The organism is Microbispora sp. H11081 (genome assembly GCF_012999535.1).
In the GTDB taxonomy this organism is placed as follows: domain Bacteria; phylum Actinomycetota; class Actinomycetes; order Streptosporangiales; family Streptosporangiaceae; genus Microbispora.
This window is the reverse complement of record NZ_JABBWV010000008.1, coordinates 70,312-85,043: the sequence shown is the minus strand read 5'-3', so window position 1 is coordinate 85,043 and position 14,732 is coordinate 70,312. Positions and strand designations below refer to the sequence as shown.

Annotated in this window: 13 protein-coding genes; 7 read left to right on the top strand and 6 right to left on the bottom strand. The window is 72.1% G+C overall.

What is annotated here, in order from left to right; translation table 11 throughout:
- Window position 1: 1 nt before the first annotated feature.
- Genes plsX through HHX31_RS20990 form a run of 4 tightly spaced genes read right to left on the bottom strand, consistent with a single transcriptional unit; the run spans window position 2 to window position 4,297 of the window.
- Window positions 2-982, bottom strand: a complete 981-nt coding sequence (plsX, locus tag HHX31_RS21005; RefSeq protein ID WP_169950032.1) for a phosphate acyltransferase PlsX — start codon at window positions 980-982, stop codon at window positions 2-4.
- Complete coding sequence (locus tag HHX31_RS21000; RefSeq protein ID WP_169950031.1) at window positions 982-1,902, bottom strand: phytoene/squalene synthase family protein; 921 nt, start codon at window positions 1,900-1,902, stop codon at window positions 982-984. The genes plsX and HHX31_RS21000 overlap by 1 nt, the downstream gene beginning before the upstream one ends.
- The gene (locus HHX31_RS20995) at window positions 1,899-3,359 is read right to left on the bottom strand and encodes an NAD(P)/FAD-dependent oxidoreductase (RefSeq protein ID WP_169950030.1); all 1,461 of its coding nucleotides are present in this window, start codon (window positions 3,357-3,359) and stop codon (window positions 1,899-1,901) included. The genes HHX31_RS21000 and HHX31_RS20995 overlap by 4 nt, the downstream gene beginning before the upstream one ends.
- Window positions 3,356-4,297, bottom strand: coding sequence for a polyprenyl synthetase family protein (locus tag HHX31_RS20990; RefSeq protein WP_169950029.1), 942 nt, complete (start codon window positions 4,295-4,297; stop codon window positions 3,356-3,358). The genes HHX31_RS20995 and HHX31_RS20990 overlap by 4 nt, the downstream gene beginning before the upstream one ends.
- A gap of 221 nt (window positions 4,298-4,518) precedes the next feature.
- Here HHX31_RS20990 and HHX31_RS20985 point away from each other — a divergent pair, with 221 nt between their 5' ends.
- The 4 genes from HHX31_RS20985 (at window position 4,519) to HHX31_RS20970 (ending at window position 7,662) form a co-directional block, all read left to right on the top strand.
- The gene (locus tag HHX31_RS20985) at window positions 4,519-5,535 is read left to right on the top strand and encodes a MerR family transcriptional regulator (RefSeq protein WP_169950028.1); all 1,017 of its coding nucleotides are present in this window, start codon (window positions 4,519-4,521) and stop codon (window positions 5,533-5,535) included.
- A gap of 111 nt (window positions 5,536-5,646) precedes the next feature.
- Window positions 5,647-6,168 carry an RNA polymerase sigma factor gene (locus HHX31_RS20980; protein ID WP_169950027.1) on the top strand — a complete coding sequence of 174 codons (522 nt, stop codon included), beginning with the start codon at window positions 5,647-5,649 and terminating at the stop codon, window positions 6,166-6,168.
- A 2-nt stretch (window positions 6,169-6,170) separates the two neighbouring features.
- The gene (locus HHX31_RS20975) at window positions 6,171-7,136 is read left to right on the top strand and encodes a DUF523 and DUF1722 domain-containing protein (RefSeq protein ID WP_169950026.1); all 966 of its coding nucleotides are present in this window, start codon (window positions 6,171-6,173) and stop codon (window positions 7,134-7,136) included.
- 28 nt (window positions 7,137-7,164) lie between these two features.
- Complete coding sequence (locus HHX31_RS20970; RefSeq protein ID WP_169950025.1) at window positions 7,165-7,662, top strand: TspO/MBR family protein; 498 nt, start codon at window positions 7,165-7,167, stop codon at window positions 7,660-7,662.
- 18 nt (window positions 7,663-7,680) lie between these two features.
- On the opposite strand, the gene HHX31_RS20965 is transcribed toward HHX31_RS20970, so the two are convergent.
- Window positions 7,681-8,652: an SDR family NAD(P)-dependent oxidoreductase gene (locus tag HHX31_RS20965; RefSeq protein ID WP_169950024.1), complete on the bottom strand. Its 972-nt coding sequence runs from the start codon at window positions 8,650-8,652 to the stop codon at window positions 7,681-7,683.
- Window positions 8,653-8,715: 63 nt separating this feature from the next.
- On the opposite strand from HHX31_RS20965, the gene HHX31_RS20960 reads away from it, so the two are divergent.
- Complete coding sequence (locus HHX31_RS20960; RefSeq protein WP_211590105.1) at window positions 8,716-9,288, top strand: TetR/AcrR family transcriptional regulator; 573 nt, start codon at window positions 8,716-8,718, stop codon at window positions 9,286-9,288.
- 56 nt (window positions 9,289-9,344) lie between these two features.
- On the opposite strand, the gene HHX31_RS20955 is transcribed toward HHX31_RS20960, so the two are convergent.
- Window positions 9,345-9,845, bottom strand: coding sequence for a MarR family winged helix-turn-helix transcriptional regulator (locus HHX31_RS20955; protein ID WP_169950023.1), 501 nt, complete (start codon window positions 9,843-9,845; stop codon window positions 9,345-9,347).
- Window positions 9,846-9,930: 85 nt separating this feature from the next.
- Here HHX31_RS20955 and HHX31_RS20950 point away from each other — a divergent pair, with 85 nt between their 5' ends.
- Together HHX31_RS20950 and thrS are read left to right on the top strand one after the other, a co-directional pair.
- A complete protein-coding gene (locus HHX31_RS20950; protein WP_169950022.1) occupies window positions 9,931-12,231 on the top strand; it encodes a phosphoketolase family protein in 2,301 nt (766 codons plus the stop codon).
- 408 nt (window positions 12,232-12,639) lie between these two features.
- Window positions 12,640-14,616 (top strand): threonine--tRNA ligase, encoded by a 1,977-nt coding sequence (gene thrS / locus HHX31_RS20945; protein ID WP_169950021.1) that lies wholly within the window; start codon window positions 12,640-12,642, stop codon window positions 14,614-14,616.
- Window positions 14,617-14,732 lie beyond the last annotated feature (116 nt).

The window sequence follows — 14,732 nt, the reverse complement described above, 5'->3', positions numbered from 1 at the left end:
GTCACGGCGCCGGTTGGACGGCGAGACTCGTGAGACGGTCGCCGAGCCTGGCCACGATCTCGCCCTCCGCGAGGTCGCGGGCCACCACGCAGGCCCGCGCGATGGTCCCCGCCCGGGAGGAGCCGTGCGCCACGACGACGGTGCGGGTGAGCCCGAGGAGGGCCGCGCCGCCGTGCGTCCGCGGGTCGTAGCGGGCCGCCACCCGCCCGAGGGCGGCCGGGGCGGCCACGCCGTCCGCCGCCGCGAGGGCGAGCGTGGCGCGCACGGTCCCCTCCACGTTCTTCAGCACGACGTTGCCGGTGAACCCGTCGGTGACGATCACGTCGACGGCCCCGGTGAGCACGTCGCCGCCCTCCACGTTGCCGTGGAACCGCATCGGCAGGCCGTGCAGCAGCGTCTCGGCCCGGCGCGTCAGCCGGTTTCCCTTGCCGGGCTCCGCGCCGATCGACAGCAGCCCGACGCGCGGGTCCGCCACCCCCAGCACGAGTTGCGCGTACGCCGCCCCGAGCAGCGCGAACTGGGCGATCATCCCGGGCGTCGGGTCGACGGTCGCGCCGGCGTCGACCAGCACCGTGGCGCCGCCCGCGGTCGTCGGCAGCGCCACGGCCAGCGAGGGGCGCAGCACGGCGGGCGCAGTGCCGAGCCGGTCGACCGCGCAGGCGACCACGGCCCCGGTGGACCCGGCGGACACGAAGGCCGCCCCTGCCCCCTCCCGCAGGAGGTCGAAGCCGACGGACAGGCTGGAGCCGACCATCCGGACCGCGCCCGCGCCCCGCTCGGTCATCGGCACGACGTCGGGGGCGTGCGCGACGTCGACCTCGCCCGCGGCGCCGAGCCGGGCGAGCTCCCTGCGCACGACCCCGGCCCGGCCCACGAGGACGACCGGCACGCCGTGCTCGCGCCACGCCTCGACCGCCCCCCGCACGATCTCCGCGGGCCCGTGGTCCCCGCCCATCGCGTCCACCACGACCGGCAGGGACATCACGCCACCCCCACCCGGAGTTCGGCGCGGGCGGCGGCGCGGGCGGCCAGCAGGTGCCGGGTGAAGATCTCCAGCCTGCGCGTGCGCGGAACCCTGGCCCGCCTCGCCAGCACGTCGTGCCCGGCCGCCTCGATCTCGCCCAGGATGCCGCCGTACAGCTCGTACGCCGCCCGGATGCAGGGCCGGGACGAGGGCGCGAGCAGCGCGATCCCCTCACGGGCCCGCCGGTAGTGGTCGCGGGCGCGGTCGCACTCGTACGCCACCAGTTCCCGCACGGCGGGGGTGGCGTACGGCGCGGCCAGGTCGGCCTCCGTCACGCCGAACTTGTCCAGGTCCTCCAGCGGGAGGTAGACGCGGCCACGCGCCAGGTCCTCACGCACGTCGCGGATGAAGTTGGTGAGCTGGAAGGCCAGCCCGAGCTGGCGGGCGGGCTCGCGGGCCCGCGCCTCTTCGCCGGGCAGCGCCTCCAGCACCGGCAGCATCATCGTCCCGATGACCGCCGCCGACCCTTCCATGTAGCCAAGCAGGTCGTCGTAGGTCGCGTACCTGCCGACGGTGAGATCGGCGCGCATGGAGGCGAGGAACGCCCGCACGTCCGCCTGGTCGATCCCGAACGCCCGCACGGTGTGCGTGAACGCGGGGAGCACCGGATCGCGGACGTGCTCGCCGTCCAGCGCGGCGGTGAGCCGGGAGGACAGGCGCTCAAGCGCCGCGGCCCGGTCGCCGGTCATCGCGAACGAGTCCACGATCTCGTCGGCGTAGCGGGCGAAGCCGTACAACGCGTGGACGTGCGGCCGTTTCCAGGCGGGCAGCAGGCGAGTGGCCAGGTAGTACGAGCGGCCGTAGCTCGCGTGCAGCCTGCGGCACCGTTCGTAGCCGGCCGTCAGCGTCGCGGCCCGCGTCTCGGGTGACGCGCTCATGGGGTGTTCTCCAAAATGCGTTCGGCGGCCAGGCGGCCGGAGATCAGCACGGGCGGCACGCCGACGCCTGGCGCCGTGTACATGCCCGCGAAATGGAGGCCGGGGACCCTCCGGGCCGCCCCGGACGGCCGGAACCACGCCGTCTGGGTGAAACGGGCGTCGAGCGCGAAGGGCGTGCCGGCCGAGTGGCCGCGACTCAGCCAGGCGGGGGGATCGAACACCAGCCGGGGCGTGCCGGACAGGTCGCCGTAGCCGAGGCCGGCGAGGCGGCCAAACATGCGGTCCATGAGGCGGGGGGTGAGCGTGGCCCAGTCGGCCCCGCTCAGCGTGTTGGGCGTGGGTTCGAGCACGCTGAGCACGGCGGGCCCCCGGTCGTCGGGACATGTCACGAGCAGGCTCGGGTCCGGCTGGGGCGCGCCCGACTCCAGCGCCGCGAACGTCGTCGCCCACTCCCGCCCGAAGTGCAGCGTGTGGTGGGCCTGACCGTCCGGCCGCCGGTCCAGCGCGAAGTGGGCCACCAGGCACGAGGGGGAGAGCCGGGGCCGGCGCAGCCGCCAGTCGATCGCCTCTTCGGGCAGCAGGCCGTCGCCGCCCGGCCGCCCGTGCGCCCGCAGCAGGTCGCAGGCCACCACGGCGTGCCGGGCGGCCAGCCGCTCACCGGTGTCGAGGCGGACGGCGACCACCCCCGCCCCGTCGGTCTCGACCCGGGTGGCCCGCACGCCGTACCTGATGACGGCGCCGGCCTTCTCCGCGGCGGCGGCCATGGCCCGCGGCACGGCGTGCATGCCGCCCTCGCGGGGGAAGTAGACCCCGCCGACCGTGTCCATGTGGGCGATCGACGCGTACACGCCGAGGGCGCGGCGCGGCGACAGGCCGACGTACAGCGCCTGGAACGTGTGCGCCCTGATCAGCCGCTCGTCGGTGAGGTGGCGCCGTACGAGCCCGTCCAGCCGGCGGAAACCGCCGAGAGCGGCGAGCCGCGCCAGCGCGTACGGCCGGGCGAGCGCGCGCAGCCGGGTCATGTCGCGGTCGATGAACGCGCTCCACTCGGCCTCGAACATCTCGCCGAGCACGTGCCGGAACCGCAGATAACGCGTGGCCTCCGCGGGCCCGCACAGCGCCCGCACCCGCTCGGCCATGGCGTCGGCCCCCGCCACCACGTCCAGCGACGACCCGTCGTGGAAGGTCAGCCGATAGTAAGGATCGAGCCGGCGCAGCGGCAGCCAGCGCTCCACGTCCTGCCCGGCGGCGGCGAAGGTCTCGGCCAGCACTCCGGGCATGGTCAGCACCGAGGGGCCGGTGTCGACGCGGTGGCCGCCCAGGGCCGCGGTGCCGCAGCAGCCGCCCGGCACGTCGGCCGCTTCCACCACCGTCACCTCCCGGCCGGCTCCGGCCAGGCGCATCGCGGCGGCCAGGCCGCCGAGCCCGGCGCCGACGACCACGACAGGCCCGGTCACCGGCGGACCCCGCCGGACGAGGGCTCCGCGGAGCCAGCCGGCGCGGCGGGTCTCGGCTGGTCCTGTCCTGGCTGGGCCGGCCCTGGGCGGGCGGGTTCAGGTTGGGTGAGGCGGCGGGCGAGGTCGACTTCATCGCGGAGCTGGAAGGCCTCGCCCAGCGGCAGCGCGTACGCGGTGAGGACCTGGCGCAGGCCGGGCTCGCCCCCGGCGATGGCGTGGCCGAGGTGCAGTGGCCGTTCCACCGTGTATTTGCCCGACTTGTACGTCGAGATCAGCAGGGCCTCCCGTCGGCCGCCATCGCCCCGGGCGGCGCAGGTCAGGTCGAGGTACTGCCCCGCGGCCAGTTCCACGCGCAGCTGGGTGAGGACCTCCATGGCGTCGGCCAGCCTGCGGGGGTCGGCGAGCAGCGCGGAGTCCGCCCAGGTGAAGGCCAGCATGCCGAGCAGGACGGCGGCCGACTCCCCGAACCGCCGCGGCGAGCCGGCCCAGCCGAGCTCCCGATGCCGCTCGGCGATCGCCACGTGGGCGGTGACCCGGCCGCGCCGCAGCGGCGACTCGTCCATCACGTCGTCGAGGATCAGCGCGCACGCGTGGATGAGCTCGACGGAGCAGCCCGCCGCCAGCACGGCGCCGAGGTCGTCGGGGGAGCCGCCGGAGGCGCGGTGGCCCCAGTACACGAAGACGGGCCGCAGCCGCCTGCCGCCGCCCGTGACGAAGGCGGCGAGGTGCCGCCGCAACGTCTCCCGGTCGTCGGCCCCGAGGAAGGTCAGCCGGTCCATCTCACGCCGGAGCAGGTCGTCCAGCGCCCGATCGAACAGCGCCCGGTCGAACATGGACGGCTCGGAGGCGAAGCCGTCGGAGGGACCGGACAGGTGGCGATCGAACGGCTCCCGCGTCTCGTCCCGAACGCCGCCGGTCTCGCGGGTCAACGTCACCATGCGCACTGCTCCTTCGATCGTTACGGTGATCGGCGGCGCCGTCAGTAGAGTTTTCGCGCCCGCCCGCTCCCGCGGTTGCATCCGTGCCGGGCTCCTCCGCCGAATCAAGGCCAGGGGGCGACCGGCAGGGCGGAGGCGGTCCACGGGGGCGGTCCACGGAGACGGTCCGCGGGGGCACGGTGAGCGGCCGGGACGACCGGCCGGAGGACACGGGGTGAGCGGTGGCAGACGAGGACGCGCCCGGGGCGGGCGACAACGCGGCCCCCGAGGACGAGCCGGGTTACGGCATCGGGGCCGTCTCCCGGCGGCTCGGCGTGCCCGCGTCCACGCTGCGCACCTGGAACCTCAGGTATGGCATCGGCCCGAGCAGGCGCAGCCCCGGCGGGCACCGCCGTTACGACGCCGCCGACCTGCGCCGCCTGGAGGAGATGAACCGGCTGATCAGGGCAGGGATGCCGCCCGCCGACGCGGCGAAGCTGGCGCTGCGGCCGCGGTCGGCCTCGGGAGATCGGGCGGCGCCGTCCGGGCAGGCCGCCGCCGCGCCCCGGTCGTCCTCCGGACCGGAGGCGTCGCCCGCGCCGTCCGAGCCGCGCCCGCCGTCGGCGCCGGCCGTACGGCAGGCCGCGGAGCCCGGGGTGCTGTCGGCGGCCATGCTGGCCCGCGCCGTGACGGCGCTGGACGCCCCGACCGTGAGCACCGGGCTGGACGCGGCGCTGGCGGCGCACGGCGTGGTGTGGACCTGGGAGCGGCTCGTGCTGCCGGTGTTCGCGGCGGTCAGCCGCAGGCAGCAGGACACGCTCGCCGGGATCGACGTCGAGCACCTGTTCTCCGACCGGCTCCAGGTCGCGCTCGCGCGGTTCGCCGCCCGCTCGCCCGCGCCCGCGCATCCCCGTCCGGTCCTGCTGGCCGCCGCCGAGGAGGAGCAGCACGCGCTGCCGATCCACGCGCTGGCGGCCGCGCTCGGCTCGCTCGGGGTGGGGACCCGCGTGCTAGGGGCGCGCACGCCGTACGCGGCGCTGGCGGACGCGATGCGCCGCCTGGGCCCGGCGGCGGTGTTCGTGTGGTCGCAGATGCGGGAGACCGGCGATCCCGCGCCGCTGGCCGGGCTGCCGCGGCTGCGCCCCGCCTGCCGCGTCGTGGCCGGGGGCCCCGGGTGGGGCGACGACCTGCCGGCGGAGGTCGTCCGGGTGACGACGTTTCGCGACGCCATCTCGGCGGTAATGACCACTCTGCGGTGATTCGCGCACTTTGGCGCATTTTGTAACCGGCATTCGACCCCCATGGTTGCCCTCTGCGGGCGCGGGCAGCTATGAATAGGTTTTGAATAAGTTTTCCGTCAAGGGGGGCCGATGGAGGAGACGCTGGAGTTCCGCCTCGCCGCGGGAGACCCGGGGGCCCTGGGCGAGTGCTACCGCGCCCACTCGCCCGCCGTACGCTCCTACCTGCGCAGACTCGTGCCGCCGCAGGACGTCGAGGACGTCCTGCAGGTCGTCTTCACCGAGGTGTGGCGCTTCCGGCACCGCTTCGACCCGGGCCGCAGCCTCTCAGCGTGGCTGTTCGGCATCGCCCGCAACCGCGCGGTGGACCACCTGCGGGCGCGCACGCCCGCGACGGTGCCGCTGGAGGCGGTGCCCGACCCCGCGGGGCGCGACGGCCGGCTCGACGGCGACGAGTTCGCCGACCGCGACCGCGTCCTGCGCGCGCTGGCCGCCCTGCCCCAGGTGCAGCGCCAGGCGATCGAGCTGGCGTACTACGGGGACCTGACCCAGCGGGAGATCGCCGAGCACCTGCGCGTCCCGCTCGGCACGGTCAAGGCGCGTACGGCGCGCGGCCTGCACCGGCTGTCCACGCTGCTGCGCCCGGCGGCCTGACCATGGCACCGGCGGAGGGGACCAGGCCCAGGGTGGCGGTGTCGAGTTGCCTGCTCGGCGCTCCCGTGCGGTTCAACGGCGGCCACAGCCGTGACCGGTTCCTCACCGGCGAACTGTCGGAGCACGTGGACTGGGTGCCGATCTGCCCCGAGATCGAGATCGGCCTCGGCGCCCCGCGTGAGACGCTCCGCCTGGAGCGCTCGGCAGACGGGCCCCGGCTGACGACCCGCAGGACGCGCGTGGACCTGACCGCCCCGATGACCGCGCTCGCCGCCGAGCGCGCGGCCGGCCTGACGGACGTCGACGGGTACGTGTTCAAGGCGAAGAGCCCGAGTTGCGGGCTCCACGGGATCCCGGTGTACGCCGGAGAGGACGGGCCGGCCGACCGGCACGGCAGGGGGATCTTCGCCGCCGTGATCGCCGGCGCCCTGCCCGGCCTGGCGATCGAGGACGAGGGCAGGCTGCGCGACGCCGTGCTGCGTGAGGCGTTCGTCGAGCGCGTCTTCGCCTCCGCCCGTCTGCGGGCTCTGCTCGCCGGAGACTGGCGCCCCCGTGACCTGGTCGCCTTCCATGCCCGGCACAAGATGCAGATCCTCGCCCACGCGCCCGCGGCCTACCGGGAGATCGGGCGGCTCGTCGCGGCGGCGGGCGAACGGCCGGGGGAGGCGCTGGCGCGGGAGTACGACCGGGCGTTCCGTACGGCCCTCGCCACCAGGGCCACGGTCGGGCGGCACGTCAACGTCCTGCACCACTGCCTCGGCATGATCGGCGAGGCGCTCGACCCGGTCCGCCGGGCCGACCTGGCCGAGGTGATCGAGTCGTACCAGGCCCGCAGGGTCGCCCTGACGGTGCCGCTCGCCCTGCTCAGGCATCACGCGAGAGGCGCGGGAATCGAGTACGTCCGCGACCAGACCTACCTGTCCCCGTATCCCGACACGCTGTGCCTGCGCAACCACGTCCCCGCATGAACGCGCCCCACCGGGCATGAGAGGACCCATGGGATCCACATCGACGAAGACACTGCTGCGCACGGCACTCGCCGTGACCGCGGCCGCGGCGGTCGGCGGCCTGTCCACCGACGCGGGCTCAGGCTGGTACGGCAGGCTGCGCAAGCCCTCCTGGCAGCCGCCGCCGCAGGCGTTCGGCCTGGTCTGGACGCCGTTGTACGCGACGATCGCCTACGCGTCCGCCCGCGCGCTCTCGCGGGCAGACGACGGCTCCCGGCCGGCCCTACGGTGGGCGCTCGCCGTGAACCTGGCGCTCAACGCGGCCTGGCCGCCGCTGTTCTTCAGGGCGCGCAACCCCCGCCTCGCGCTCGCGGAGATCCTCGCCCTCGACGTGTCGAACGCCCTGCTGACCCGCCGCCTCCTGCGCGAGGACCGCACGGCCGGGCTCCTGCTGCTGCCGTACACGGGGTGGACGGTCTTCGCCACCGCGCTCAACGCCGCCATCGCACGCCGCAACCCGGAAGCGCGGCACAACCCGAAGGTCTGAGCATGTACATCATCACGTTCAGACGCGGAGCAGGTCGGTCGAGACCGTCCAGAGGCGCTTGGCGGCAGTGGGGTCGAGCGCCCATTCCTTGACGCCGTGCGGGTGCTGCGCAAGGTCGGCGTCGTCCGGCACGGTGTAAGCCTCTTGTGAATCGTCGAGGTAGTGGCCTCCGGAGTGAGCGAACTCCGGCGCGACGGCCGCGACGATGCTGGTGGCCGCTCCCTGCTCGACCGTTTTGTAGGTGAATACGCCGGCGGCCTCGGCCGCCTCGAGCGATGCCTTCTGCCGCGCTGTGAAGTTGCGCTGCAGTCCCGTCGCGACACCGCCGGGGTTCACCGCATTGGCGATGATGCCGTCGGAGGCCCAGCGGCGAGTCGCCTCGACGGCGAAGAGAGAGTTCGCCGTCTTCGACTGGGCGTAGGCGATCTGCGGGTCGTAGCTGCGACGCTCGAAGTGGAGGTCGTCGAAGTCGATGCCGGAACGCATGTGCGCGGTCGAACTGACCGAGACGATCCGTGCTCCGTCACGGTCGGCCGCTCCCAGGGCCAGGGCGTCGTGCAGGCCGGTGGCCAGGGCGAAGTGGCCGAGATGGTTCGTCGCGAACTGCAACTCCCAGCCCTCACGCGTACGTTCGAGGCCACCGGTGATCACGCCCGCGTTGTTGATCAGCAGGTGGAGTGGGCCGTTCCATGCCTCGACGAACCGCGTGACGGTGCTTGCGTCGGCGAGGTCGAGCCGGACGACTCGGGGAGGGATCTCTCCGGTCGACTGCGCGATCGTCTCGGCGACGGCGTCACCCGCGGTCGTGTTCCGGACGGCGAGCGTTACCTCCGCTCCGGCAGAGGTCAGCGCACGAGCGGTCTCGGCGCCGATTCCGGAGGAACCTCCGGTCACGATCGCGCGGACGCCGGTGAGGTCGACGCCTCGCAGCACCTCGTCCGCGGTGCTGGAGGAGGTGAAGGGCGTGGAGATGAGTTCGCGCGGGGTCATGGCAGCGACTATACACACTAGACTCTTTTTGAATAGTTCGCCGTCGGCTCGTATGCTCCTGTCATGAGCAGTCCCGAGGTCGGTCACCCGCCGTCGACGGTCGCCGACACCGATCGTCGGATCACGGTTCTGGACTCCGCGATGGTCACGTTCGCGCGATTCGGTTACCGGAAGACCTCGATGGAGGAGGTCGCGCGGGCGGCGTGCATCTCGCGGCCCGGGCTCTATTTCCTCTTCTCCTCGAAGGAGGCTCTGTTCCGTGCGGCGGTAGCCCAGGCCTTGAAGCGCGATATCACAGCGGTCGAACACGTCCTGGCCGACACCGGCCGACCCCTTTCGGAGCGCCTCCTCGAAGCGTTCGATCAGTGGGCAGGCCGCTACATCGGCCCGCTGGCGAGCGATGTCGTGATGGTCATCGAGGACAATCCCGACCTCCTCGGAGAGATCGTCGAGACTCCGCGCCGGCGTTTCGAGGAACTGATCACAGACGCGGTCGCCACCAAGTCGGGACGCGAGGCGGCTCCCCTTGTCGCGCAGACGATGATCAGCGCGTCGATCGGCCTCAAGCATCAGGTCGCGTCGCGGGAGGTCTACCTCGAACGACTGGAGGTCGCCATCGCTCTCCTGCTGCGCTGAACAGGCTTGACCATGTCGCGCGCGAGACCGGCCGCCTCGTACGGCCACGGCGGGATCTACTGGGCGGCGCCGTCGAGCGCGCGGGAAGGCTCGGCGTCGGCCCGGTGATCGAAGGCCGCGAGGATCGTGGCGAGGATCTCGTGGAACTGCCGCACCTGGCCGGGGGTGAGGGGGTCGAACAGCACCCGCCGGACCTCTTCGACGTGGCCGGGCGCCGCCTCCACGATCGCGGCGAAGCCCTCGTCGGTGAGCTCGGCGACGGTCGTGCGCCGGTCCTCCTGCTGCTTGACCCGCCGCACCCAGCCCTTCTCCTCCAGCCGGGAGACGGCATGGGACAGGCGGCTGACCGAATACTGGAGCATGGCGGACAGCTCCGTCATCGTCATGGTCCGGCCGGGCGACTCGGAGAGGACCACCAGGATCATGTAGTAGGCGTGCGGCATTCCCGAGTCGCGCTGCAACTGCCGTTCGAGAGCCTCCTGGAGGAGCTGGCTCGTCCGCACGTAGGCGCGCCAGGTGCGCTGCTCATCCTCGTCGAGCCATCGGGTGCCGGACATGGCGCCAAGACTACCGCCGGGAGCAGCTTGATCTTGGGGCGAAAGACCCTGGTTCGTCCGCCGCCATTGGGAAAGGGTCGTGGATATGAACGGATACGAGAACATCGACGCCTACTGGCGGGCCGCGAACTATCTGTCCGTCGGCCAGATCTACCTGATGGCCAATCCGCTGCTGACGGAGCCGCTCAAGCCCGAGCACGTCAAGCCGCGACTACTCGGCCATTGGGGCACCACTCCCGGGCTCAACTTCTGTTTCGCTCACCTCAACCGGATCATCCGGGAGCGGGGCCAGGACATGATCTACATCGCCGGTCCCGGCCACGGCGGTCCCGCGGCGGTGGCCCACGCGTGGCTCGAAGGCACCTACACCGAGCGCTATCCGCACATCACGCGCGACGCCGCGGGTATGCGCCGGCTCTTCCGCCAGTTCTCCTTCCCCGGCGGCATCCCCAGCCACGTAGCCCCCGAGACTCCCGGCTCCATCCACGAGGGCGGCGAGCTCGGCTACGCGCTCTCCCACGCGTACGGCGCGGCCTTCGACAACCCCGGCCTGGCCGTGGCCTGCATCATCGGCGACGGCGAGGCCGAGACCGGCCCTCTCGCCACCGCGTGGCACTCCAACAAGTTTCTCGACCGGAACACCGACGGAGTGGTCCTGCCGATCCTGCACCTGAACGGGTACAAGATCGCCAACCCGACCGTGCTGGCCAGGATCCCCGAGGACGAGCTGGTCAAGCTCTTCGAGGGCTACGGCTACCGCCCGCACATCGTCTCGGGCCAGGAACCGGCCGAGATGCACGAGCTCATGGCGGGCACCCTCGACACGGTCTTCGACCAGATGGCCGACGGCGGTCCGCTGCCGATGATCATCCTGCGTACGCCGAAGGGCTGGACCGGGCCGCGCGAGGTCGACGGGCTCCCGGTCGAGGGAACCTGGCGCGCCCACCAGGTGCCGCTGACCGACGTGCGGGACCGGCCCGACCGGCTGGAGTACCTGGAGGAGTGGATGCGCTCCTACCGGCCGGAGGAGCTGTTCGACGCCGACGGGCGGCCGGTCGAGGCGATCACGGCGAACGTGCCCGACGGGCCGCTGCGGATGAGCGCCAACCCGCACGCCAACGGCGGGGAACTGCTGCGCCCGCTGGTGCTGCCCGACTTCCGCGACTACGCGGTCGAGGTCAAGGCCCCGGCCACGGCCTCCACCGAGCCGACCCGCGTACTCGGGTCTTTCCTGCGCGACGTCATCGCGGCCAACCCCACGAACTTCCGGCTGCTCGGCCCGGACGAGACCGCCTCCAACCGCCTGTCGGCCGTCTTCGAGGTGACAGGCAAGGAGTGGGAGGCAGCCCTGCTGCCGACCGACGAGAACCTCGGCCCCGGGGGCAGGGTCATGGAGGTGCTCAGCGAGCACCAGTGCCAGGGCTGGCTGGAGGGCTACCTCCTGACCGGCCGCCACGGGCTGTTCAACTGCTACGAGGCCTTCATCCACATCGTCGACGCGATGTTCAACCAGCACGCCAAGTGGCTGGAGGCATCCCGCAAGATCCCCTGGCGGCGGCCGGTCGCCTCGCTGAACTACCTGCTGTCGTCTCACGTGTGGCGCCAGGACCACAACGGCTTCAGCCACCAGGACCCCGGCTTCCTCGACGTCGTCGTCAACAAGAAGGCCGAGGTCGTACGCGTCTACCTGCCGCCGGACGCCAACACCCTGCTGTCGGTCGCCGACCACTGCCTGCGCTCGCGCGACTACGTCAACGTCGTCGTGGCGGGCAAGCAGCCCGTGCTCGACCTGATGAGCATGGACGAGGCGGTCGTCCACTGCACCCGCGGGCTGGGCATCCTCGACTGGGCCTCCACCGACGAGGGCGCCGACCCCGACGTCGTGCTCGCGTGCGCCGGCGACGTGCCCACGCTGGAGACCCTGGCCGCCGCCGCGCTGCTCCGCGAGCACCTGCCCGAGTTGCGGATCCGGGTGGTCAACGTGGTCGACCTCATGCGGTTGCAGCCGGCCTCCGAGCACCCGCACGGCATGCCGGACGCCGAGTTCGACGCGCTGTTCACCACGGACAAGCCGATCATCTTCAACTTCCACGGCTACCCGTGGCTGATCCACCGGCTCACCTACCGGCGTACCGGGCACGACAACCTGCACGTGCGCGGCTACAAGGAGGAGGGCACCACGACCACGCCGTTCGACATGGCGATGCTCAACGACATCGACCGGTTCCACCTGGTGATCGACGTCATCGACCGGGTGCCCGGCCTGGGCAGCCGCAAGGCGCACCTGCGGCAGCGCATGGCCGACGCCCGGCTGCGCGCCCGCGCCCACACCCGGGAGTACGGCGAGGACCCCGCCGAGATCCGCGACTGGACCTGGCCCTACTAACCCCACCCCCAACCACACCAACCACCGTGATCTTGTAGTTTGTCGCACGAATGGCTGTGACCTGCGGCGTCACCGTCCGTGATCTTGCAGTGTGACGGGATGTTCGCCGCGTGACCTGCCCTTATGCGATCCGTGATCTTGCAGTACGCGAGTGCATGATCACGGAAGATGTTTCCGCTGGTAGCGGGCTCGCCGTACGGAAGAGTGCAAGGTCACCAAGCATCAACGCGCACCTCGGACGGCATGCCTGCGACAAACTGCAAGATCACGCGCGGGGGGAGGGGAGGGGTGGGGAGAATGGTCACCAATATGGGGTGGCGGCACCGGTAGCATCGGATGCGACCGGAGCCGCAGCCTCATGTGGGCACGGCCACCGAGATCCACGATCATCCGTCCTAAGGAGCAACCGTGTCCGCCGCCCTTGAGATTCGCATCACCCTCGCCGGAGCCGAGCGCGTGGTGGCGGCGGGGACGACGGCCGGGGAGGCGCTCGGCGCCGACGGCAGGTCGGTGATCGCCGCCCGTATCAACGGCGAGCTGCGCGACCTGGCCGCCGAGGTCGCCGAGGGCGACGTGGTCGAGCCGGTCGCGATCGACAGCCCCGACGGGCGGGCGATCCTGCGCCACTCCACCGCGCACGTCATGGCCCAGGCCGTCCAGGAGATCTTCCCCGAGGCGAAGCTCGGCATCGGCCCGCCGGTCGAGAACGGCTTCTACTACGACTTCGACGTCCGCGAGCCGTTCACCCCCGACGACCTCAAGCGCGTCGAGAAGCGCATGCGCGAGATCGTCAAGCAGGGGCAGACCTTCCGCCGCCGCCCGGTCAGCGACGGCGAGGCCCGCGCCGAGCTGGCGGCCGAGCCGTACAAGCTGGAGCTGATCGGGCTCAAGGGCGGCGCGGCCGAGGCGGCCGACGGCGCGAACGTCGAGGTCGGCGGTGGCCAGCTCACCATCTACGACAACCTCGACCCCAAGTCGGGCGAGCTGTGCTGGAAGGACCTGTGCCGGGGGCCCCACCTGCCCAGCACCCGGGTCATCCCGGCCTTCAAGCTCATGCGGTCGGGCGGCGCCTACTGGCGGGGCAGCGAGAAGAACCCGCAGCTCCAGCGCATCTACGGCACGGCGTGGGAGTCCCGGGAGAAGCAGGACGAATACCTCCACCTCCTGGAGGAGGCCGAGAAGCGCGACCACCGCAAGCTCGGCGCCGAGCTCGACCTGTTCTCCTTCCCGGACGAGCTGGGCTCGGGCCTGCCCGTCTTCCACCCCAAGGGCGGGGTGATCCGCCGGGTGATGGAGGACTACTCGCGCCGCCGGCACGAGGAGGCGGGCTACTCCTTCGTCAACACCCCGCACATCACGAAGGACAACCTGTACAAGATCTCCGGCCACCTCGACTGGTACGCCGACGGCATGTTCCCTCCCATGGAGCTGGAGGGCGCGCGCTACTACCTCAAGCCGATGAACTGCCCGATGCACAACCTGATCTTCGGGGCGCGCGGGCGGTCCTACCGCGAGCTGCCGCTGCGGCTGTTCGAGTTCGGCACGGTCTACCGCTACGAGAAGTCGGGCGTCGTGCACGGCCTCACCCGCGTACGCGGCCTGACCCAGGACGACGCGCACATCTACTGCACCCGCGAGCAGATGCGCGACGAGCTCACCTCGCTGCTGCGGTTCGTGCTCGACCTGCTGCGCGACTACGGCCTGGAGGACTTCTACCTGGAGCTGTCCACCAAGGACCCGGAGAAGTTCGTCGGCTCCGACGAGACCTGGGAGGAGGCCACCCAGACGCTGCGGGAGGTGGCCGAGTCCGAGAAGCTGGAACTGGTCCTCGACCCGGGCGGCGCGGCCTTCTACGGGCCCAAGATCTCGGTGCAGGCCCGGGACGCCATCGGCCGGTCGTGGCAGATGTCGACCATCCAGCTCGACTTCAACCTGCCCGAGCGCTTCGGCCTGGAGTACCAGGCTTCCGACGGCACCCGGCAGCAGCCCGTCATGATCCACCGCGCGCTGTTCGGCTCGATCGAGCGCTTCTTCGGCGTGCTGGTCGAGCACTACGCGGGCGCGTTCCCCGCGTGGCTGGCCCCGGTGCAGGTCGTCGGCATCCCGATCGCCGACGCCCACGCGCCCTACCTCCAGGACGTCGCCAAGCGGCTGCGTGAGCACGGCATCAGGGTCGAGGTCGACGAGAGCGACGACCGCATGCAGAAGAAGATCCGCAACGCGCAGAAGGCCAAGGTGCCCTACATGCTGCTCGCGGGTGACGACGACATCGCGGCCGGGGCGGTCTCCTTCCGCTACCGGAGCGGCGAGCAGAAGAACGGCGTGCCGATCGACCAGGCGATCGACGAGATCGTCGACGCGGTCCGCCGCCGCGTCCAGGTCTGATCACCCGCGGCCGTCCGTGTCCGGCCGGAACGCGGTCACTCCGCAATGGGGTGCCCGCGTTCCCGCCGAGGCCCTCGCCCCGCACCGATCGTGCCCAAAGGACGGATCCGTCCACG

Bases quoted from the DNA above. Each gene is read 5' to 3' on its own strand.
- plsX (WP_169950032.1), bottom strand. From the start codon at position 982: ATGTCCCTGCCGGTCGTGGTGGACGCGATGGGCGGGGACCACGGGCCC.
- HHX31_RS21000 (WP_169950031.1), bottom strand. From the start codon at position 1,902: ATGAGCGCGTCACCCGAGACGCGGGCCGCGACGCTGACGGCCGGCTAC.
- HHX31_RS20990 (WP_169950029.1), bottom strand. From the start codon at position 4,297: ATGGTGACGTTGACCCGCGAGACCGGCGGCGTTCGGGACGAGACGCGG.
- HHX31_RS20980 (WP_169950027.1), top strand. From the start codon at position 5,647: ATGGAGGAGACGCTGGAGTTCCGCCTCGCCGCGGGAGACCCGGGGGCC.
- HHX31_RS20975 (WP_169950026.1), top strand. From the start codon at position 6,171: ATGGCACCGGCGGAGGGGACCAGGCCCAGGGTGGCGGTGTCGAGTTGC.
- HHX31_RS20970 (WP_169950025.1), top strand. From the start codon at position 7,165: ATGGGATCCACATCGACGAAGACACTGCTGCGCACGGCACTCGCCGTG.
- HHX31_RS20965 (WP_169950024.1), bottom strand. From the start codon at position 8,652: ATGACCCCGCGCGAACTCATCTCCACGCCCTTCACCTCCTCCAGCACC.
- HHX31_RS20960 (WP_211590105.1), top strand. From the start codon at position 8,716: ATGAGCAGTCCCGAGGTCGGTCACCCGCCGTCGACGGTCGCCGACACC.
- HHX31_RS20955 (WP_169950023.1), bottom strand. From the start codon at position 9,845: ATGTCCGGCACCCGATGGCTCGACGAGGATGAGCAGCGCACCTGGCGC.
- HHX31_RS20950 (WP_169950022.1), top strand. From the start codon at position 9,931: ATGAACGGATACGAGAACATCGACGCCTACTGGCGGGCCGCGAACTAT.